This window comes from Microbacterium insulae, from assembly GCF_042677065.1.
Classification (GTDB): Bacteria; Actinomycetota; Actinomycetes; order Actinomycetales; family Microbacteriaceae; genus Microbacterium; species Microbacterium insulae.
Window position 1 is genome coordinate 395,155 of record NZ_JBHTII010000002.1, and the last position, 18,563, is coordinate 413,717.

18 protein-coding genes and 1 tRNA gene are annotated in these 18,563 nt (G+C 71.1%); 5 read left to right on the forward strand and 14 right to left on the reverse strand.

Annotation, left to right across the window (positions count from 1 at the left end; all coding sequences use genetic code 11):
- Positions 1 to 17 precede the first annotated feature (17 nt).
- The 8 genes from ACFQ0P_RS14490 to ACFQ0P_RS14525 all read right to left on the reverse strand — a co-directional run bounded on the left by ACFQ0P_RS14490 (position 18) and on the right by ACFQ0P_RS14525 (position 8,340).
- Positions 18 to 2,516: a DEAD/DEAH box helicase gene (locus ACFQ0P_RS14490; protein ID WP_204979358.1), complete on the reverse strand. Its 2,499-nt coding sequence runs from the start codon at positions 2,514 to 2,516 to the stop codon at positions 18 to 20.
- The gene (tatC, locus tag ACFQ0P_RS14495) at positions 2,513 to 3,274 is read right to left on the reverse strand and encodes a twin-arginine translocase subunit TatC (protein ID WP_204979359.1); all 762 of its coding nucleotides are present in this window, start codon (positions 3,272 to 3,274) and stop codon (positions 2,513 to 2,515) included. The genes ACFQ0P_RS14490 and tatC overlap by 4 nt, the downstream gene beginning before the upstream one ends.
- 66 nt (positions 3,275 to 3,340) lie before the next feature.
- Entirely contained in the window at positions 3,341 to 3,598 is a 258-nt protein-coding gene (tatA, locus tag ACFQ0P_RS14500) for a Sec-independent protein translocase subunit TatA (protein WP_204979360.1), read from the reverse strand.
- Between the two features lie 86 nt (positions 3,599 to 3,684).
- Positions 3,685 to 4,647 (reverse strand): helix-turn-helix transcriptional regulator, encoded by a 963-nt coding sequence (locus tag ACFQ0P_RS14505; RefSeq protein ID WP_378772646.1) that lies wholly within the window; start codon positions 4,645 to 4,647, stop codon positions 3,685 to 3,687.
- Positions 4,644 to 5,639 carry a helix-turn-helix transcriptional regulator gene (locus ACFQ0P_RS14510; RefSeq protein ID WP_204979361.1) on the reverse strand — a complete coding sequence of 332 codons (996 nt, stop codon included), beginning with the start codon at positions 5,637 to 5,639 and terminating at the stop codon, positions 4,644 to 4,646. Before ACFQ0P_RS14510 ends, ACFQ0P_RS14505 begins: the two co-directional genes overlap by 4 nt.
- A 56-nt stretch (positions 5,640 to 5,695) precedes the next feature.
- Positions 5,696 to 6,634: an FKBP-type peptidyl-prolyl cis-trans isomerase gene (locus ACFQ0P_RS14515; protein ID WP_204979362.1), complete on the reverse strand. Its 939-nt coding sequence runs from the start codon at positions 6,632 to 6,634 to the stop codon at positions 5,696 to 5,698.
- 9 nt (positions 6,635 to 6,643) lie between these two features.
- Entirely contained in the window at positions 6,644 to 7,660 is a 1,017-nt protein-coding gene (locus ACFQ0P_RS14520; protein ID WP_204979363.1) for a tRNA (adenine-N1)-methyltransferase, read from the reverse strand.
- Positions 7,657 to 8,340, reverse strand: coding sequence for an HAD family hydrolase (locus ACFQ0P_RS14525; protein WP_204979364.1), 684 nt, complete (start codon positions 8,338 to 8,340; stop codon positions 7,657 to 7,659). Before ACFQ0P_RS14525 ends, ACFQ0P_RS14520 begins: the two co-directional genes overlap by 4 nt.
- Positions 8,341 to 8,475: 135 nt before the next feature.
- Between ACFQ0P_RS14525 and ACFQ0P_RS14530 the strand changes: the two genes are divergently transcribed.
- On the forward strand, positions 8,476 to 9,342 hold the full coding sequence (locus ACFQ0P_RS14530) for a PAC2 family protein (protein ID WP_204979365.1): 867 nt from the start codon (positions 8,476 to 8,478) through the stop codon (positions 9,340 to 9,342).
- Positions 9,343 to 9,370: 28 nt separating this feature from the next.
- Here the strand turns inward: ACFQ0P_RS14530 and ACFQ0P_RS14535 are convergent, their stop codons facing one another.
- The 5 genes from ACFQ0P_RS14535 to ACFQ0P_RS14555 all read right to left on the reverse strand — a co-directional run bounded on the left by ACFQ0P_RS14535 (position 9,371) and on the right by ACFQ0P_RS14555 (position 14,848).
- Complete coding sequence (locus ACFQ0P_RS14535; protein WP_204979366.1) at positions 9,371 to 10,195, reverse strand: undecaprenyl-diphosphate phosphatase; 825 nt, start codon at positions 10,193 to 10,195, stop codon at positions 9,371 to 9,373.
- A 19-nt stretch (positions 10,196 to 10,214) separates the two neighbouring features.
- Complete coding sequence (locus ACFQ0P_RS14540; protein WP_204979367.1) at positions 10,215 to 11,525, reverse strand: M20/M25/M40 family metallo-hydrolase; 1,311 nt, start codon at positions 11,523 to 11,525, stop codon at positions 10,215 to 10,217.
- Positions 11,526 to 11,583: 58 nt separating this feature from the next.
- A tRNA-Leu gene (locus ACFQ0P_RS14545) sits at positions 11,584 to 11,668 on the reverse strand.
- 81 nt (positions 11,669 to 11,749) lie between these two features.
- Entirely contained in the window at positions 11,750 to 12,838 is a 1,089-nt protein-coding gene (locus ACFQ0P_RS14550; RefSeq protein ID WP_204979368.1) for a VIT1/CCC1 transporter family protein, read from the reverse strand.
- 123 nt (positions 12,839 to 12,961) lie between these two features.
- Positions 12,962 to 14,848, reverse strand: coding sequence for a DEAD/DEAH box helicase (locus ACFQ0P_RS14555; RefSeq protein ID WP_378772651.1), 1,887 nt, complete (start codon positions 14,846 to 14,848; stop codon positions 12,962 to 12,964).
- Between the two features lie 108 nt (positions 14,849 to 14,956).
- Between ACFQ0P_RS14555 and ACFQ0P_RS14560 the strand changes: the two genes are divergently transcribed.
- Positions 14,957 to 15,811, forward strand: coding sequence for an SGNH/GDSL hydrolase family protein (locus ACFQ0P_RS14560; RefSeq protein ID WP_204979369.1), 855 nt, complete (start codon positions 14,957 to 14,959; stop codon positions 15,809 to 15,811).
- A gap of 3 nt (positions 15,812 to 15,814) precedes the next feature.
- Here the strand turns inward: ACFQ0P_RS14560 and ACFQ0P_RS14565 are convergent, their stop codons facing one another.
- Positions 15,815 to 16,618, reverse strand: a complete 804-nt coding sequence (locus tag ACFQ0P_RS14565; protein ID WP_204979370.1) for a TrmH family RNA methyltransferase — start codon at positions 16,616 to 16,618, stop codon at positions 15,815 to 15,817.
- A gap of 78 nt (positions 16,619 to 16,696) precedes the next feature.
- On the opposite strand from ACFQ0P_RS14565, the gene ACFQ0P_RS14570 reads away from it, so the two are divergent.
- From ACFQ0P_RS14570 to ACFQ0P_RS14580, 3 genes are read left to right on the forward strand one after another with little or no spacing between them, the layout of a single operon-like run.
- The gene (locus tag ACFQ0P_RS14570; RefSeq protein ID WP_204979371.1) at positions 16,697 to 17,548 is read left to right on the forward strand and encodes a Sir2 family NAD-dependent protein deacetylase; all 852 of its coding nucleotides are present in this window, start codon (positions 16,697 to 16,699) and stop codon (positions 17,546 to 17,548) included.
- Positions 17,549 to 17,574: 26 nt separating this feature from the next.
- On the forward strand, positions 17,575 to 18,177 hold the full coding sequence (locus ACFQ0P_RS14575) for a histidine phosphatase family protein (protein ID WP_204979372.1): 603 nt from the start codon (positions 17,575 to 17,577) through the stop codon (positions 18,175 to 18,177).
- 10 nt (positions 18,178 to 18,187) lie between these two features.
- Complete coding sequence (locus ACFQ0P_RS14580; RefSeq protein ID WP_204979373.1) at positions 18,188 to 18,562, forward strand: iron chaperone; 375 nt, start codon at positions 18,188 to 18,190, stop codon at positions 18,560 to 18,562.
- The last annotated feature ends 1 nt before the right edge of the window (position 18,563 follow it).

An 18,563-nucleotide genomic window follows, 5' to 3' on the forward strand; every position in this document is an offset into this window, starting at 1 on the left:
GGACTGTGCGGCCGCTGTCAGACCGCCGAGTACGCCACGATGCCGCGCCGCACCGCCTCTAGAGCCTTCCGCGCCGTCGCCGCGAGCGGCGCCTCGGCGACCAGGGAGAGCTGGTCCAGCAGGTCGATGGTCTGCTTCGCCCACCGCACGAAATCACCCGCGGCCAGTTCGGCCTCGTCCAGCACGCGGTCGAGCATCGCGCCCCGCGCCCACGAGTGCATCGCCTGCGCGAGGCCGGGGGCGATCGGCTCGGAGCCCGGCAGGTGGTGCTCGCGCTCCAGGTCGTCGAGACGCTGCCACAGCTCGAGCGTCTCGCCGAAGGCGGTCCGGAACTCCCCGCGCGGCAGGCCGCGCTCCCCCGGTCCGCCGTCATCGCGGCGCGGCTCGTACACGAGGCAGCACGCGAGCGCTGCGAGACCGGCGGCGTCGAGATGCTTCCACAATCCGCGGCGCAGCGACTCGGCGACGAGGAGGTCGCGTTCGCCGTAGATTCGCCGCATGGTGCGTCCGGCGGGGGTCAGTGCCGTCGCGCCGTCCGACCCGAGGCGGACGTAGTCCAGCTCGGCCAGGACATCGACCACACGGTCGAAGATGCGCGCGACGGTGCCCGTGCGAGTCTCGATCTGCCGGCGCATCTTGTCGATCGTGCCCTTGAGCTTCCAGTACCGCTCCGCCCAGCGCGCGTGGTGCTCGCGGTCGGGGCACGAGTGACAGGGATGCCGCTGCATCCGCTTGCGCAGGCTCGCGATCTGGCGCTGCCGCTCGTCGCGCGTGCGTCGGGACGCCCCGGCGTCGCGGCGGTTCGTCTTCTCGAGGTCGCTCAGCTCGCGGCGGATCCCGGAGTACTCCGCGAAGTCGCCCCGGTCGCAGGTCATGGCGCTCGCATACCCGGAGAGCGACTCCTCCTGCTCGCGCACCTGACGCGCGAGTCCCACGACGGCCCGGTCCGCCTGGAACTGGGCGAACGAGGACTCGAGGATCTCGCGCGCCCGCGGGCGTCCGAACTGATCGATCAGGTTGACGGCCATGTTGTACGTCGGCCGGAAGCTCGAGTTGAGCGGATAGGTGCGGCGTGAGGCGAGCGCGGCGACGGCCTGCGGGTCCAAGCCTTCGGTCCACTGCACGACAGCGTGGCCCTCGACGTCGATGCCGCGTCGTCCCGCGCGTCCGGTGAGCTGGGTGTACTCGCCCGACGTGATCGCGACCCGCGCTTCCCCGTTGAACTTCTCGAGCTTCTCCAGCACGACGGTGCGCGCCGGCATGTTGATCCCGAGCGCCAGCGTCTCGGTCGCGAACACCACCTTCACGAGCTTGCGCTGGAAGAGCTCCTCGACGACCTCCTTGAAGGCCGGCAGCAGTCCGGCGTGGTGGGAGGCGACGCCGCGTTCGAGGTTGTCGAGCCATTCCCAGTAGCCGAGCACGGCGAGGTCCTCGTCCTGGAGCGTGCGGGTGCGCTCCTCGACGATGGCGCGGATCTCGGCGCGCTCCTCCTGGTTCGTGAGCCTCACCCCAGCGCGACGCACCTGCTGCACGGCGGCGTCGCAGCCGACCCGGCTGAAGATGAAGAAGATCGCGGGCAGAAGGTTCGACCTTGCCAGGAGCTGGACGACGTCCGGTCGGTCGAGCCGCTCGATGCGCTGCACGTTCGCCGAGCGGACCGGGCGCTTTCCTCCGCGCTGGGGGCGGCGACGGGATGCCTCGTACCCTCCGTGCCGCGCACTGGACAGCTGCTGGGCGCGCCGGTTGTTCTCGTACGTCGGGCCCTTGAAGGAGCGGATGCGCATGAGCTCCTGATTGACCTGCGCCGTGGCGACGCCCGCCCGATCGTCGAAGAGCGGCAGCAGATCGCCGCGCACGAGGACGTGCTGCTCGAGCGGGACCGGACGCGTCTCGGACACGATCACAGCGGTGTCGCCCCGGACCGTGTCGAGCCAGTCGCCGAACTCCTCCGCGTTGGACACCGTCGCCGACAGCGAGACCAGCCGCACGGACGGGGGCAGGTGGATGATGATCTCCTCCCACACCGCGCCTCGGAACCGATCGGCGAGGTAGTGCACCTCGTCCATCACGACGTAACGCAGGCCACGCAGAGCGGGCGAGTCCGCGTAGAGCATGTTGCGCAGGACCTCGGTCGTCATGACGACGATGCGGGCGCTGCCGTTGATGTTCGTGTCGCCCGTGAGCAGACCGACCTGATCCGGACCGTAGACGTCCTGCAGCTCGCGGAACTTCTGATTGGACAGCGCCTTGATCGGCGTCGTGTAGAACGCCTTGTCGGAGGGCTCGCGCATCGCGAGATGCACCGCGAACTCTCCCACGATCGTCTTGCCGGCACCCGTGGGCGCGGCGACCAGGACGCTGCGGCCCTCTTCGAGGGCGTGGCATCCGGCCAGCTGGAAGTCGTCGAGGGTGAACCGCTGCGCGGCGGCGAAGGTGGAGGTGACCGGGTGGGAGCGATCGCGAGCGGCGGCGTCGCGGGCCCGGGCGTATCGCTCGGCCGGCCCGGGGTCGGTCATGCGCCGGTCTCGGGCGGCAGGATCGCGGCGTCGCGCCTGGCCCGCCGCCGGTCGAAGAGCAGCGAAAGCGCAGCAGCGGCGAAGAAGAGAACCACCATGATCCCGGCGAGCATGAGCATGCTGACGACGTCCGCCGCCGGGGTGGCCAGCGCGGAGAAGACGACCGAGATCAGCACCGCGACGCGCCAGCCCTTGAGGATCGCGCGGCCCGACATCACGCCGGCGACATTGAGGGCGACCAGGAACACCGGGAGGACGAAGGCGACGCCGACGACGATGAGCAGCTTGAAGACGAAGTCGTAGTAATACGCGGCGTCGTAGAAGGATGCCGCGCCCTGGGGAACGAACGAGGCCATCAGCTCCACGATGTGCGGCATGATCACGAGCCCGACCGCGCAGCCCGCGAAGAAGAGCGGGATCGCAGCGGCGAGGAAACCGACGGTGTACCGGACCTCCTTGCGCGTGAGGCCGGGCATGATGAACGCCCAGATCTGCCACAGCCAGATGGGCGCCGAGATCAGCAGTCCGATCGCGAACGACATGCGGAGGCGAAGGTCGAAGGCCGCCGTCACGGTGCTGAACATCAGCTCGACCTTGGCCTCTTCGCCCTCGGTCGCCGCGACGACGCGCAGCGGCTCGGTGATGAGGTGGATGACGGGGTCGGTGATGAAGAACGCGACGACCATGCCGACGATCAGGGCCAGCGCGGCCCACATGATCCGTCGCCGCAACTCGACCAGGTGCTGGCCGAGCGACATGCGCTTATCTCGCCGCGGCGAGTCGGACTCTCCTACGCGCGGCGGTCCTGCCGTAACCACGAGGGGTCAGGGCTGGGAATCGGTGGTTCCGCCCGCGTCCGTGCGCACCTGGGTCGCCGGCGCTTCCGTGGAGGCGGCGGGAGCGGTGGACGTCGCGTCGGTCGGCGAAGCGTCGTCGTCCTTCATGGCCTTCATCTCGCCCTTGAAGACGCGGGCGGACTGACCCATGCTCTTGGCCAGCGCCGGCAGCTTCGCCGCGCCGAACAGCAGCAGGATCACGGCCAGGATGATCAGGAAGTGCCATCCCGTGAGGCCTTGCAGCATGTCGATGTCCTTTCGGCGGGTCCGCCATCAGTGTAACCCGCCGCCGCGCCGGACGAGGCGAGGCCCACGAAGTCGTCACCGAGTCGTCATCGGTACTGCGCGAGACCGGCCTCCGCCCACTCAGCGGCGGCCCGGCGGGCGGCCTCGGGCTCGAGCACCTCCACCTCGCCCCCGCGACGCACGGCGAGTCGGCGCAGGCTGAACTCGTCGGCGACGCGCATCGTCGCGGTCGTCATCCCGTCCTCCGTGTCGAGGACCGCGCGGTCGAGGTAGTCCCCGAGGAGGCGCGCGACGGCCTCCGGGAAGCGGATGCGGGCCACGACATCGTCTTCGCTCGTCTCGAACCAGCCCGGAGCGGGCTCGCCGGCGTGGGTGATCGGGATGTCGGTGAGACGCAGGTCGCTGACCCGGTCGAGGTGGAAGGTGCGCATCGCCTCGCGAAGGTGGCACCACCCCTGCAGGTACCACTGCCCGTCCGCGATGTGCACCTTCACCGGGTCGACCGTCCGGATGGTCGGCGCGGCATCCGGGGCCTTGTAGGTGAAGGAGACGGCGACGCCGCGGCGGAGGGCCGTCGCGACGGTGTCGCGGACGGAGTCGACGGGCCCGGGCGCCACGATGACCTCGGCGGGCGTGCCAGAAGCCCCCCGAGCGAGCTTGGCGAGCAGTCCGGCGAAAAGGTCGGTATCTCCTACTCCGGGGATCGTGCGCGCGAGCTGCAGGCCCGCGAGAAGGGCGGCGGCCTCGCGCGCGGTGAGCTTGGGCGCGCGCTCCAGGCCGACGGAGTTGGTGATGACGATGAGGTCGCGCTGGTCGAGGAGATCCCAGTCGATGTCGAAGAGGTCGTTGGCCATCTGCCAGTAGCCGCCGTCGCCCGGGAGCCCGATGACCGTGAGCTTCTCCACCATGGAGCGCATCTGATCCGGGGTCACGTCGAACTCGTCTGCGGCCTCGGCGATCGACACCTCCCCTTTGCCGATGAGGTAGGGCACGAGCTGCAGCATGAGCGCCGCGCGGTCGGTCGCGACGAGGGGCCGGCGCGCGCTCACGACAGCGATCCGTTCAGGTCGCGCGCGGCGGCGAGCCGATCGATCACGCGGTCGCGCAGCTCGGCCGGCTCCACGACCCGCACCTCGGGACCGTAGGACGCGAGCTCCTCCGCGAAGATGTGGGCGTCGACGTAGGACACGCGGATGCCCTGGTCGGCCGGCACCGCGCGCCGAGCGAGCCGGAGCGCTGCCTCGCTGCCCGGATTGACCTCGAGCAGGGCCGTCTGCGCGCGCGCGACCTCGTCGAGACCGCGGAGCGCGCGCTCGCCTGCGCCTTCACGCAGCACGGGGTCGAACTCCTCCCGCGTGACGGTGACGGGCCCGACGATCCGCGAGAGCAGGAACGTCCGATCCGCGCCGACGCCGAGGTCGATGCCGAAGACGTGCCAGCGCGCCTCGTACTCGACCAGCGCGAGCGGCCGGACCTGACGCGTTCGCGGAGCCTCCTCGCCGGGCTTCAGATACGGGAAGCGGACAACGCGCGACTGTTCGATCGCGCGCTGCAACTGCGGGAACGACGGATCGTGGAGGCTGATCCGCGGCGAGTAGCCGATGATCGGCTCGTCGATGGGGATGCCGAGCGCCCGGATCTTCCGCAGCCCGCTGCGCGCATCGTCGGACATCGAGCTCTCGCTCCACACCCCTCCGGCGAGGTTGAGCAGCGCGAGCTCGGCGGGGGTGAACTCGATGTCCTCGGGCAGCTCGTACTCGGTGGTGGGCACCCGGTAGCGTGCCTCGCGGAGATCGTCCGGGTCGGCCCAGTCGCCGATCGTCTCGATCGGCACCCCCAGTCCGCGCAGACTCTCCTTGTCACGCTCGAACATCTTCTCGAGCGCGTCCTTGGAAGCACCCGCGTTGGACTGTTCGCGGTAGCCCGAGACCGACGAGAGGATGGTGTCCTTCGTCAGCCCCTGATCGGTCGCCATGAGCGCGACGACCAGGTTGACGAGCCGCTCCTCCGGCGGATTCTTCGCGGTCGCGTTGGCAGGCACCCACTCATCCTAGGGTCGCCCGGTCGCGCGCGAGCGACCTCTTCGCGACGCGTCGGCTACGGGGCGGGGGCGGCTTCGTCGAGTCCGAGGATGTCGAACACGAAGACCGTCGCCTGCTCGGTGCCGCCGAGCTCGGCGGGCACGACGGCCATCACCTGCGAGCCGACGGTCTGGCCGACGAGCACGTCCTGCAGGAGCTGCTGTCCGGTCACGGACTGGGACTGCGGGGCGCCGGTCTCCCACGTGGAGGAGATCTGCTCCTTGTCGTCCCAGCCCACCGAGAGCACGTGGAGCCGCACCGTGGAGTCCTCTTCGACGACGGGACCGTGTCCCTTGATGAGGGTCTGGGTGACGAGCTCGTCAGGGGCGGCGCCGTCGGGCACCACCACGCCGGGCGTCCCGTCCGGAGCGCGGACGACGGCCGGCAGGCCCATGCCCGAGTTGTACACCAGGGTCCCGTCGGCGGCACCGCGATAGACCTTGCGCACGTCGACGACGGCGACGGCGGACTCGCCTTCCGAGAGCCCCACGCTGGTCGCGGCCGAGGCCTCGATGCCGTCGGGCGGGATCGCGACGACCACGCGCGCCCCGTCGGAGGCGCAGTGGAGCGCCTGCTCGAGCGCGGGCACGGTGGCGACCCACTGGGACATCGGGATCGGCTGCGAGAGATCGCCGTCGTACCCGCTCGCGACGAGCGGCTCGCCGCTGTCACCCGAGTACAGGCTGAGGTCGAGCACGACCAGCTGGCCGTCCGACGTGATCGGGATCTCGCCGTCGCCCTCCTCGAGGTCGGTGAACTGCGTCACGGGAGGGTTGAACGGCGTGTAGAGGTCGACCTCGGGCGCGGCATCCGTCGAGCCCGTCACCTGGATGAGGTCGAGGTCCTCGCCGCTGCCGTCCGGACGAGGGCAGTCGGAGGCGGCGGGAAGCGAGCAGCCGGCCAGGCCGACCGCTGCGAGTCCGAGGATCGCGAGGGCTGCGGGGATCTTGCGCACCGGAACAGTCTAGGCGGAAGCGCCGGGCTCGCCCGCGTCGCCGTCGGACGCGGCGGCGCGCCGCGCACCCGCCGCCGCGCGCTGCGCCTCACGGACACGTTTGCGGAGGTTCTTGTCGGTGATCTGGCGGTCTCCGACGGCGCCAGGCGTCCACAGCTCGACGTCCTCGTCGCCGTAGCTGGACTTCGACGCACGACGCTTGACCTCGGGCGGGACGGCGCCCGGCGCGAGGCGCCGCGCCCAGAGCAGGAAGCCGGTGTGCGCCACCATGCGATGGTCGGGCCGCACCGCGAGCCCCTCCACGTGCCAGCCTCGGACCATCGTCTCGCTCGCCTCGGGGTCGGTGAACAGACCCGTGTTGCGGAGGTACTCCGCGACACGGCTGAGCTGCGTCGCCGTCGCGACGTAGCAGAGCACCACGCCGCCCGGCGTGAGCGCGTCGGCGACGACGTCGATGCACTCCCACGGCGCGAGCATGTCGAGGACGACGCGGTCGACCGTGCCGGGGGAAACGGCCTGCGGCAGCGTCTCGACGAGATCGCCCACCACGACGTCCCAGTTCGCCGGCGGCTCACCCAGATACGTCTCGACGTTCGCGCGGGCCACCTCGGCGAACTCCGGCCGCCGCTCGAACGAGATGAGGCGCCCGTCGGAGCCCATCGCCCGGAGCAGCCACAGCGAGAGGGCGCCGGATCCCACGCCCGCCTCGACCACGACCGCTCCGGGGAAGACATCCGCCTCCGCGATGATCTGAGCGGCGTCCTTCGGGTAGACGATCGCCGCTCCGCGCGGCATGGACATGACGAAGTCGCGCAGAAGCGGACGAAGGGCCAGGTACTCGTGGCCGCCGCTGTTGGCGACGACCGATCCGTCGGGCTGGCCGACCAGCTGATCGTGCCGCAGCACTCCATGGTGCGTGTGGAGCTCGCCGCGCTCGGTGAGCGTGATGGTGTGCAGACGCCCCTTGGGGCCCGTGAGCTGCACGCGGTCACCGAGGCGGAAGGGGCCGCGGGGCCGTTCGGTCATCGTGCGACCTCCTTGGCGCGGTGGGCGGCGTGGAAGGATGCCACGTCCGCGGCGGTGCGACCTTCGAGCGTCGGCCACAGGGCGTGGGCTCCCGCTCCGGTCAGCGACACCATGAGGGGCACTCCGATCGTGGCGGCCCCGGACGCCACGGCCGACCTCAATCCGTTGGGCGAGTCCTCGATCGCAACGGCCTGGTCGGGGTTCACCCCGAGCGCATCGCAGGCCTGCAGATAGGGGTCGGGAAAGGGCTTGGGGCGCGTGGACTCGTCTCCGGCGACCACGACGTCGAAGGCGTCGAAGTCGATGAGGTCGACGACCGTGTCGGCCATCCGTCGCATCGACATCGTGACCAGTGCCGTCTTCACCCCCGCCGCGCGCAGGTCGCCGAGCAGCTCGCGGGCGCCCGGTCGGAAGGGAACTCCGGTGGTCGAGAGCTGACGCATGACCTCGTCGGTGAGGTGGGCGATGATGTCGTGCGTGCCCATGCGGACGCCCGCATCCTGGAGGATGCGCGCCGAGTCCTCGAGCCCCATGCCCACGAGGCTCAGCGCCTGCGCGTGGCTCCACGTCCCGCCGAAGCTCTCCACGAGCGGCGTCTCCGCCGCCATCCAGTAGGGCTCGGTGTCGACGAGGGTGCCGTCCATGTCCCACAGGACGGCGGCGAGAGGCTCGGAATGCATCGGTCCATGCTAGCCGCCGGGCGACGACAGGCCGCCGCCGGAGCTGCCTCACCGCGGTCGGCGCGCGTCCTCGACCGTCGGCGCCGCGCCGGGCCTATCCTGGAAGGAGCCCGCACCGCGGGCGGAGGAGGTCACGTGGACGGACTGGGTCGCCGGGTGCTCGTCGCCGCGTTCGACGGATGGAACGATGCGGGCGAGGCCGCGTCGTCCGCGATCACGCAGCTTCGCGAGAGCGGCACGTACGAGCCCGTCTTCTCGGTGGACCCCGAGCTCTACTTCGACTACCAGTACACGCGACCGCAGATCGCCACCGACGGCGACGGGAAGCGGATGCTCACGTGGCCCGAGGCCGTTCTCCTGCGCCCCACCCGCACCACGCGCAGCGGGACGCAGCTGTGGCTGCTCACCGGCGTCGAGCCGGCGCGCGCGTGGCAGGCCTTCGCCACGGAGTTCATCGACGTGGCCCTGCGGGAGGACATCACCGGCTTCCTGTCGATCGGCTCGATGATGTCGGACGTTCCGCACACCCGCCCGATCTCGGTGTTCGCCGGGAGCGACAACGAGATGCTGCGCACCTCCCTCTCGCTGGAGCGCAGCACCTACGAGGGTCCCGTGGGCATTCTCAGTGTGCTCGGCCATGCGGCCGACACGGCGGGCATCCCCTCCGCCAGCCTGTGGGCGAGCGTTCCTCACTACGTCGCCGGCCACACGCCGTCTCCGAAGGCCACGCTCGCCCTCCTGGACCGGCTCGAGGACCTCACGGGCGCTTCCGTACCTCGAGGCGATCTCGCGACCGAGGCGGCGGCCTGGGAGGCGTCGATCGACGCGGCTGCGGCCGACGACGAGGAGATGACGGAGTACATCCGCCAGCTCGAGCGCACGCGCGACACGTGGGACTCCCCCGAGGCGTCGGGAGACGCCATCGCTCAGGAGTTCGAGCGCTATCTGCGCCGCGGCGGCGACGGTCCGAGCAAGCCCGGACGCGACGACCCGCGCCGGTAGCGGCATCCCGCGCCGCCCGTACGCGGGGTCAGTAGGCCTCGATGACGCCCAGGCTCAGGAGCACGAGCAGCGTCGCGCCCAGAGCGACCCGGTAGACGACGAACGGCAGGAAGCTGTGCCGGGAGATCCAGTTCATGAAGAACGCGATCACCCCGAGCGCGACGAAGAAGGCCACGATCGTCGCGACGGCCGTCTCGCCCAGCGTGAACACCCCCGGCTCGTTCCAGCTCTTGAACAGCTGGTAGAAGCCGCTGCCGAAGACCGCCGGGATCGCGAGGAGGAACGCGTAGCGTGCGGCGGCCGCCCGCTCGTAGCCCATGAACAGGCCGGCGGTGATCGTTCCGCCCGAGCGGGAGACGCCGGGGATGAGAGCGAGCGACTGCGCGAACCCGTAGATCACACCGTGCCCGACCGTGATGTCCTGCAGCTTGCGCTTCTTGGCGCCGACGTGATCGGCGATGCCCAGCAGCACGCCGAAGAAGATGAGCATCGCGGCGATCAGCCACAGTGACCGGAAGACCGTCTCGATCTGATCCTGGAACAGCAGCCCGAGGACGACGATCGGGATGCTGCCCACGATGATCAGCCAGCCCATGCGCGCATCGGGGTCGTTGCGCGGGACCCGACCCCACAGCGACCGGAACCAGTGCCCGATGATGCGCACGATGTCGCGCCAGAAGAACAGGACCACGGCCGCCTCGGTGCCGATCTGCGTGATGGCGGTGAATGCGGCGCCGGGGTCCTGCGCCGACGGCAGGAACTCGCCGAGGACGCGCAGGTGCGCGCTGGAGGAGACCGGCAGGAACTCGGTGAGTCCCTGCACGAAGCCGAGGATGATCGCCTCGAGAAGCATGAGCGCCTTTCGCGGGTGGTCAGTAGGAACGGAGGAGGTCGGACAGCGCCCGCTGACCGAAGACGAGCGCGTCGATCGGCACGCGTTCATCGACCCCGTGGAACATACCGGTGAAGTCGAGGTCGGCCGGAAGGCGCAGCGGAGCGAAGCCGAAGCCCGCGATCCCGAGCGCCGCCAGCGCCTTGTTGTCGGTCCCGCCGCCCATGAGATACGGGATGACCGGCACTCCGGGGTCGTGGCGCCCGAGGGCCGACACCATCGCGTCGACCAGATCGCCGGAGAAAGGCACTTCCAGGCCGATGTCCTGGTGCACGATCTCGACCTCGACGGCATCGCCGACGATGCGGCGGATGTCGGCGAGGGCGGCTTCCTCGGTGCCCGGCAGCACGCGGACGTCGACCAGGGCCTCGGCGCGGTCGGGGATGACGTTGTGCTTGTAGCCGGCGGTCAGGCCCGTGGGGTTGGTGGTGGTGCGGAGGGTCGACCGCAGGAATCCGGATGCCGCGCCCGCCGTCGCTGCGACGGTGTCCGGATCGTCGGTCCCGGCGTCGACGAGCTCGCCCAGCCGCGCCGACATCTCGCGGGTCGTGGCGGTGAGGGTGACGGGCCATTCGGTCCGGCCGAGCGCGGCGACGGCGGCGGCGAGGGCGGTCACGGCGTTGTCCGGGTGGAGGCTGGAGCCGTGCGCAGCGCGGCCGCGCGCGACGAGGCGGATCCAGATGAGCGCCTTCTCCCCCACCTGGAGCAGGTAGGCGCGGCGTTCGCCGACGGAGATCGAGTATCCGCCCACCTCGCTGATCGCCTCGGTGGCACCGGCGAACCACTTCGGGCGATCCTGCACGACGAGCGCCGAGCCCTCGACGCCGCCGTTCTCCTCGTCGGCGAAGAACGCCAGGACGAGGTCGCGCTCCGGCTGGTCGCCGGCGCGGAGGATCTCGGCGACGGACGTCAGGATCATGGCATCCATGTCCTTCATGTCCACCGCCCCCCGGCCCCACAGCATCCCGTCGCGGACGACTCCCTCGAACGGGTCCACGCTCCAGTCGGAGGCGATCGCGGGCACCACGTCGAGGTGCCCGTGGAGCACGAGGGCGGGCTTGCCGGGGTTGCGGCCGGGGACCCGTGCCATGACGTTGGTCCGGCGCGGAACCGGCTCGTAGTACTCGGGAGCGAGGCCGAGCCGTTCGAGGTAGGCGCCCACGTACTCGGCCGCCTCCCGCTCCCCCGCTGCGCGCCCGCCGCCGTGATTGGTCGTGTCGAAGCGGATCAGGTCGCGCGCCACCGCGGCGACCTCGGGGAGCACGGGGGGCTCAGGAGGGGACGGAGGCATGCCCACAAACCTATCTCTCGACGACGAAGGCCCCCTTTCGGGGGCCTTCTCGTTGTTGTGCGCGAGGGGGGACTTGAACCCCCACGCCCTATACGGGCACTAGCACCTCAAGCTAGCGCGTCTACCTATTCCGCCACCCGCGCAGGTGGTTTTCGGTTTCGCAACCGAGGAACGACACTACCACGTCGCCGGGTGTGGAACGAATCGCCGGAGGCCTCCACGCGTCACGCGAGCGACACTCCGAACAGCAGCCCGAGGGCGTAGGTGACCGCCGCCGCGCCGAACCCGATCGCGAGCTGCCGCAGGGCGCGGCGCAGCGGCGGGGCGCCCGAGAGGAGGCCGACTGCGGCGCCGGTGCACAGCAGCGCGACCCCCACCAGCACGAGGGCGAGGACGACCGCCGCGGCACCCGACAGTCCGAAGATCCACGGAAGTACGGGGATGATCGCCCCCGAGGCGAAGAAGAGGAAGCTCGAGAGCGCGGCACCCCAGTCGCTTCCGACGACCTCGCGATGGTCCACCGTGCTGAGCGGCGATGTGTGAGCGCGGCCCTCGCCGAATGCGCGCGCAGCCTCGACGGCACGTCGGGCGCGCGCGGACGCCTCGGCGGAGGGCATGCCCCGGGTGCGGTAGACGAGGGCGAGCTCGTTGGCGTCGATGTCCAGGTGCGGGATCGCGCCGTCGGCGAAGTCGCTCGGCTCGGTGGCCGCCAGGAGCTCGCGCTGCGAGCGGACCGACACGAACTCGCCTGCCCCCATCGACAGCGCCCCGGCGAGCAGTCCCGCGACTCCGCTGAAGAGCACGAACTGTGCGGGGACGCCCGTCGCCCCGATGCCCATGACGAGCGCGAGGTTCGACACGAGCCCGTCGTTGGCGCCGAAGACGGCCGCCCGGAACGTGCCGGACAGCCGTCGGCGGCCACGGGCGGCGAGTCCGCGGACCACCTCGTGGTGGACCTTCTCGTCCGCCGCCATGGCCGCGGTCGCGGACGGCTCGTCGTCGTAGGGCGAGCGCGCCTCGGCGTTCTGCGCCAGGGCGAGGACGAAGATCGAGCCGAAGCGCTTGGCCATCGATCCGAGCAGCACCGTGCGCGCGTCCGGGCGCGGCAGCCGCGCGGGCTCGCCGCCCAGGAGCTCCAGCCAATGCGCCTCGTGCCGTCCCTCCGCCTCGGCGAGTGCGAGCAGGATGTCGCGCTCCTCGCCCGTTCGCCGCGCGGCCAGCTCGCGATAGATCCGGGCCTCGGCGCGCTCGTTGACGAGGTACTGTTCCCAGCGACGTCGTTCGCGGGCGGTCGGTGCGGCGGGCGCGCTCATGCAGGGTCTCCGGGCCGGTGAGGGGAAGGGCTCTTCCACGCTAGTTCGCACGATGCGCACTCGAACCGCGGGTGGCGCGATTGACAGCATTTCGGGGCTCCGAACGGGTCGCCCGCGGGCGCGCTACGACCGCACGCGGGCGCGCAGAACATCGATTCTCGCCTGCAGTTGGGCGACGGTCGCGTGCGACACCGCCGGCCCGCCGCAGATGCGCCGGAGTTCGGCGTGCACGAGCCCGTGCGGCTCGCCCGACTGCCGCGCGTAGAGCCCGACGAGGCTGTTCAGGAGCTGACGCTGCTCCTTGAGCGAGCGATGCAGTGCCTGAGGCAGCGCGGGCTCCGCCCCGGGCGTCCGAGCCTCGTGGTCTTCGCGCACGCGGCGATGACGGCCCTGACGGGCCTGGCGCTGCATCAGAAGCTCGTGCACGTGCTCGGGCTCCAGCAGTCCCGGAAGGCCGAGGAACTCCTCCTCCTCGGGCGTGCCGGGCACGGCGAGCTGGCCGAACTCCTTCCCGTCGAAGAGCACGCGGTCGAAGTGCGCCATCGATCCGAGGGCCTGGTAGGAGAACTCCTCCGTCAGTGCGTCGGATGCGGAGTCCTCCCGCTCCGCGGCCGCCAGAAGATCTTCCTCGGCGTTCCACTCGTCGCCGTCGCTCTCGCGATCGAGTGCGTGGTCCCGCTGCCGCTCGAGCTCGTTCGCGAGGGCGAGCAGCGACGGCACGTTCGGAAGGAAGACGCTCGCCGTCTCGCCCCGGCGACGGGCCCGGACGAAGCGCCCGATGGCCTGCGCGAAGAACAGCGGCGTCGAGGCGGACGTGGCGTACACCCCGACGGCGAGACGCGGCACGTCCACACCCTCGGACACCATGCGCACGGCGACCATCCAGCGGCTCGTGCCGGCCGAGAACGCCTCGATGCGCGACGACGCCTCGGCCTCGTCGGAGAGCACGACGATCGGCGCCTCGCCGGTGATCCCGCGCAGGATCTCCGCGTACGCGCGCGCCGCGGTCTGATCGGTGGCGATCACGAGCCCGCCGGCGTCGGGCACCTGCTCCCGCACCTCGGAGAGGCGGCGGTCGGCGGAGCGGAGGACGGCCGGGATCCACTCCCCCGCGGGATCGAGTGCGGTCCGCCAGGCCTGCGCCGTGATGTCCTTGGTGTTGTCCTGCCCGAGCTGCGCCTCCATCTCGTCGCCGGTCTTGGTGCGCCAGCGCATCTGCCCGGCGTAGACGAGGAAGATCACCGGCCGGACCACGCCGTCCTCGAGCGCGCGCCGGTAGCCGTAGGCGTAGTCGGTGCGCGAGAGGCGGATGCCGTGCTGATCGGGGTGGTACTCCACGAACGGGATCGGCGCGGTGTCGCTTCGGAACGGCGTGCCCGACAGCAGCAGACGTCGGGTCGCCCGACTGTAGGCCTCGCGCAGCGCGTCCCCCCAGCTCAGCGCGTCGCCGCCGTGGTGCACCTCGTCGAGGATCACCAGCGTCCGTGCGTCCATCGTCAGGCGCTGGTGGACGGATGCCTTCACAGCGACCTGCGCGTAGGTCACCGCCACGCCGTGGAAGTGACGCGCGGGGGCGGAGTGGCGGTTGCTGAAGGCCGGGTCCAGGCGGAGGGAGACGCGGGCCGCGGCATCCGCCCACTGGGTCTTGAGGTGCTCGGTCGGTGCGACCACGACGATGCGGTCGACGATGCGCCGGCGGAGCAGCTCGCTGGCCAGCCGGAGAGCGAAAGTCGTCTTGCCGGCGCCGGGCGTCGCCGCCGCGAGGAAGTCGCGGGGCCCGCCGCCGACGCCGTCGGGCCCGTCGAGGCCGAAGTACAGGTCGAGCGCCTCGGCCTGCCACGCACGAAGCCGCTGGGCGGTTCCCCACGGCGCGCGCTGCGGGTACGCCGGCGAGAGGTGCTCCGCCTTGAAGCTGCCGATGTGCGCCTCGCCGTGCGGGGACGAGGGCCCGTGGGGTTCGGCGGACGAGGGTGCGGCGTTCGGCGCGTCGAGAACCGACTCGTCGTCCATCGCACCTCCCGCCTGCCGCGAACAACGAGTCACCACCCTAGACGACCCGGACGACACACCGTCGGCGGCAGGCGGTAGCCTGTCCACGGTCACGAGCCGAGGAAGACGATGCCCACACGAGACGATCACGTCACCCCCTACGTCCCCAACCTGCAGCCCCATCCGTGGCGACGCTGGGTGGCGATCGGGGACTCCTTCACCGAAGGTGTCGGAGACCCGGACCCGACCGCACCCAACGGGCTGCGCGGGTGGGCCGACCGCGTCGCCGAAGTGCTCTCGCAGCAGGTCGACGATTTCGCCTACGCCAACCTCGCCATCCGGGGACGCCTCATCGGCCAGATCGTCGACGAGCAGGTCGAGCCCGCGCTCGCCCTCAAGCCCGACCTGGTGACGTTCTCAGCCGGCGGGAACGACGTCATCCGTCCCGGCGCCGATCCGGACGCGGTGTCGCAGCTCTTCGAGGACGCCGTCGTGCGTCTGTCGAGCGAGGGAGCGACGGTGGTGGTCTTCACCGGCATCGACACGAACTTCACTCCGGTGTTCCGCGGCATCCGTGGGCGCGTGGCGATCTACAACGAGAACATCCGCGCGATCGCCGACAGGTACGACTGCATCGTGGCCGATCAGTGGGCGCTGAAAGAGGTGCAGGACATGCGCTTCTTCGACGATGACCGGCTCCACTACAACGCGCTGGGACACCACGAAGTCGCGCGCATGGTGCTGCGGGCCCTCAACGTGCCCAACGACCTGCAGCCGATGCAGCCCGACCCCATCCCGACCCGCACCTGGCGCGAGGCGCGGACGGTGGACTTCGTCTGGGCGCGCGAGTACCTGGTGCCGTGGGTGCTCCGCCGGCTGCGCCACCAGTCCTCGGGAGACACCGTGTCGGCAAAGCGCCCCGAGGCCCTGCCGGTGATCACTCTCGCACCGAGGGCCGAGGACGATCCAAGCCCGAAGGCCTGAGCATCACCGCGTGCGGAGCTCCCACAGCGCGACGGCACTCGCCGCGGCGACGTTGAGCGAGTCCACACCGCCGGCCATCGGAATCGTCACCACGCTGTCGGCGGCGGCCAGCGCGGCGCGGCTGAGCCCGTCGCCCTCCGCCCCGAGCAGGAGCGCCACCTTCGCGTGCCCGGCGGCGCGGAATCGGTCGAGCGGCACGGCGTCGTCGGAGAGCGCCAGGGCGGCGAGGTGGAATCCGACGCCGTGGAGGATGCCGCGCGCGGCCCGCCATTCCGGGAGCCGCGTCCACGGCACCTGGAACACGGTGCCCATGCTCACGCGGACGCTGCGGCGGTAGAGGGGGTCCGCGCATCGCGGGCTCACGAGCACCGCATCCGCGCCCAGGCCGGCCGCGGCGCGGAAGATCGCGCCGACGTTCGTGTGGTCGACGATGTCCTCGATCACCACGACGAGCCGTGCGTCCGCCACGACGTCGGCGACCTCGGGCAGCACGGGGCGGTGCATCGCGGCCAGCGCTCCACGGTGGACGGCGTACCCGGTGAGCCGCTCGGCCACCGCCGACTCGACGACGTAGACGGGAGTCCCGGGGTCGAGGCCCAGGGCGCCGATCTCGGGAAGCCACTTGTCCTGCACGAGGACCGACCGCGGCCGGTGGCCGGCGCGGACGGCGCGCTGGATGACCTTCGCCGACTCGGCGATGTAGAGACCGCCGGCTGGTTCGATCACGCGGCGGAGCGCGACATCCGTCAGGTCGCGGTAGTCGGCCAGACGCGGATCGTCCGACGTCGCGATCCGTTCGATGCCCACGCCCCCCACTCTCCCACGCGGCGTAACATCCACGTAAACCTGGCCGCCTACACTCTGACCCGGAAGGGGGTCCACCGCGTGCCGACCGCGACAGAGCTCGACGCCGCCGCTGCGGAAGCGGTGTCGCGCGCCGCCGAGGTCCTCTCCGGGCGACGCATCGCGCTCCTCACGGGCGCCGGCGTCTCCACCGACTCGGGCATTCCCGACTACCGCGGCAAAGGCGCCCCGGTGCGGACCCCGATGACCGCGGACGAGTTCCTCGCGAGCGAAGCGGCACGTCGGCGCTACTGGGTGGGCAGTCACCTCGGCTGGCGGGCGTTCGCCGCTGCAGAGCCCAATGACGGACACGTCGCCATCGCGCGGCTGGAGGGCAGCGGCGTCGCGACCGGGGTTGTCACGCAGAACGTCGATGGACTCCACGTGCGCGCCGGAAGCCGTCGCGTGGTCGAGCTGCACGGCACGATGCGCCGCGTGTTCTGCACGCACTGCGGCCAGGTCTTCGATCGCCGCGACCTCGCCGTCCGCGTCGAGGCCGAAAACCCCTGGATCACCGTTCCCGACGGCGTCGCCCTCGGACCCGACGGCGACGTGCTGCCGGAGAGCAGCGACGGCTTCGTCGTACCGGAATGCACGGTCTGCGGGGGGATGCTGAAGCCCGACGTGGTCTTCTTCGGCGAGTACATCCCGGCCGAGAAGTTCCGCGAGGCTGAGCAGCTGGTGCAGGCCAGTGAGGGGCTCGTCATCGCCGGATCCTCGCTCGTCGTGAACTCCGGCATCCGGCTCCTCGAGCGGGCTCGCCGCCGCCGGCTTCCCGTGGTGATCGTCAATCGCGGTTCCACCCGCGCGGACGCGCGGGCCACCGTCAAGGTCGACGCGGGTACCAGCGAGGTCCTTCGCGCGCTGGCCGAGGTCCTTCCCTCAGCGAGCTGACAGCCCACACCGCGTAGTGTCGGAGGGTGACCGCGCTGACCCTGATCCGCCATGGCGAGACCGACTGGAATCGCGCCCGGCGCATCCAGGGGGCGACCGACATCCCGCTCAACGACACCGGCCGTGCGCAGGCGAGGGATGCGGCGGCCGCGCTCCGGTCGCGTGCGGCGGACCACCCCGTCACGGTCGTGTCGAGCGACCTCTCCCGTGCCCGTGAGACGGCCGAGATCCTCGCGGCAGAGCTCGGCGTCGCCGCTCCGCGCCTCTACCCGGAGCTGCGTGAGCGCTCCTACGGCGAGGCCGAGGGCGTCGACTCCGCGGAGTTCTTCCGGCGCTGGGGCGACTGGCACATCGCGGAGGTGCCCGGCGCCGAGCCGCTGCCGGTCCTTCGCGCCCGCGCACTCTCGGCGCTCCGCCGTGCCGTACGCGATCACCGTGCCGCCACGGCCCCGCGCACGGCCGCGCTCGTCGTCGTGACACACGGGGCGCTCATCCGCGAGGTGATCAGGCACGCATCGGCGGGAGAGCTCCCGCCCGTGGGTGAGCGCCTGGCGAACGGCTCTGCGCATGAACTGCTCTTCGAACGCGATCGCCTGCGCCTGCTGTCGTTCGCGGGAGCGGTGGCCTAGGCTCAGCACCATGCCGACCCCCGCGACCGTCGACGAATACTTCGGCGGGCTCGATCCGGCCGTCGCCGAGAGACTGCGCCACGTGCGCGCGGAGATCATCGCCGCCGTCAGCGCCGCCACCGGTGAAGAGCCCGAGGAGAGGATTCGCTACGGGATGCCCGCGGTGATGCTCGGCGGACGGTACGCGATCCACTACGCCGGCTGGAAGAAGCACATCGGGCTGTATCCGGTCCCGGTCTTCGACGAGCCCCTCGAGTCCGAGGTCGCACCGCACCGCTCCGAGAAGGACTCGGTCGTCTTCCCCCATGCCTCCGAGATCCCGTACGACCTCGTCGCGCGGATCGCTTCGGCGATCGCGGCTCAGCGGGTCGCCGCGAGGGAGTGAC

What these genes read in the sequence shown, in the direction of transcription:
- ACFQ0P_RS14525 (WP_204979364.1), bottom strand. Translation starts at nt 8,340, where the DNA reads ATGCATTCCGAGCCTCTCGCCGCCGTCCTGTGGGACATGGACGGCACC.
- ACFQ0P_RS14535 (WP_204979366.1), bottom strand. Translation starts at nt 10,195, where the DNA reads ATGCTTCTCGAGGCGATCATCCTCGGCTTCGTGCAGGGACTCACCGAG.
- ACFQ0P_RS14540 (WP_204979367.1), bottom strand. Translation starts at nt 11,525, where the DNA reads ATGCCTCCGTCCCCTCCTGAGCCCCCCGTGCTCCCCGAGGTCGCCGCG.
- ACFQ0P_RS14555 (WP_378772651.1), bottom strand. Translation starts at nt 14,848, where the DNA reads ATGGACGACGAGTCGGTTCTCGACGCGCCGAACGCCGCACCCTCGTCC.
- tatC (WP_204979359.1), bottom strand. Translation starts at nt 3,274, where the DNA reads ATGTCGCTCGGCCAGCACCTGGTCGAGTTGCGGCGACGGATCATGTGG.
- ACFQ0P_RS14560 (WP_204979369.1), top strand. Translation starts at nt 14,957, where the DNA reads ATGCCCACACGAGACGATCACGTCACCCCCTACGTCCCCAACCTGCAG.
- ACFQ0P_RS14580 (WP_204979373.1), top strand. Translation starts at nt 18,188, where the DNA reads ATGCCGACCCCCGCGACCGTCGACGAATACTTCGGCGGGCTCGATCCG.
- tatA (WP_204979360.1), bottom strand. Translation starts at nt 3,598, where the DNA reads ATGCTGCAAGGCCTCACGGGATGGCACTTCCTGATCATCCTGGCCGTG.
- ACFQ0P_RS14490 (WP_204979358.1), bottom strand. Translation starts at nt 2,516, where the DNA reads ATGACCGACCCCGGGCCGGCCGAGCGATACGCCCGGGCCCGCGACGCC.
- ACFQ0P_RS14520 (WP_204979363.1), bottom strand. Translation starts at nt 7,660, where the DNA reads ATGACCGAACGGCCCCGCGGCCCCTTCCGCCTCGGTGACCGCGTGCAG.
- ACFQ0P_RS14550 (WP_204979368.1), bottom strand. Translation starts at nt 12,838, where the DNA reads ATGAGCGCGCCCGCCGCACCGACCGCCCGCGAACGACGTCGCTGGGAA.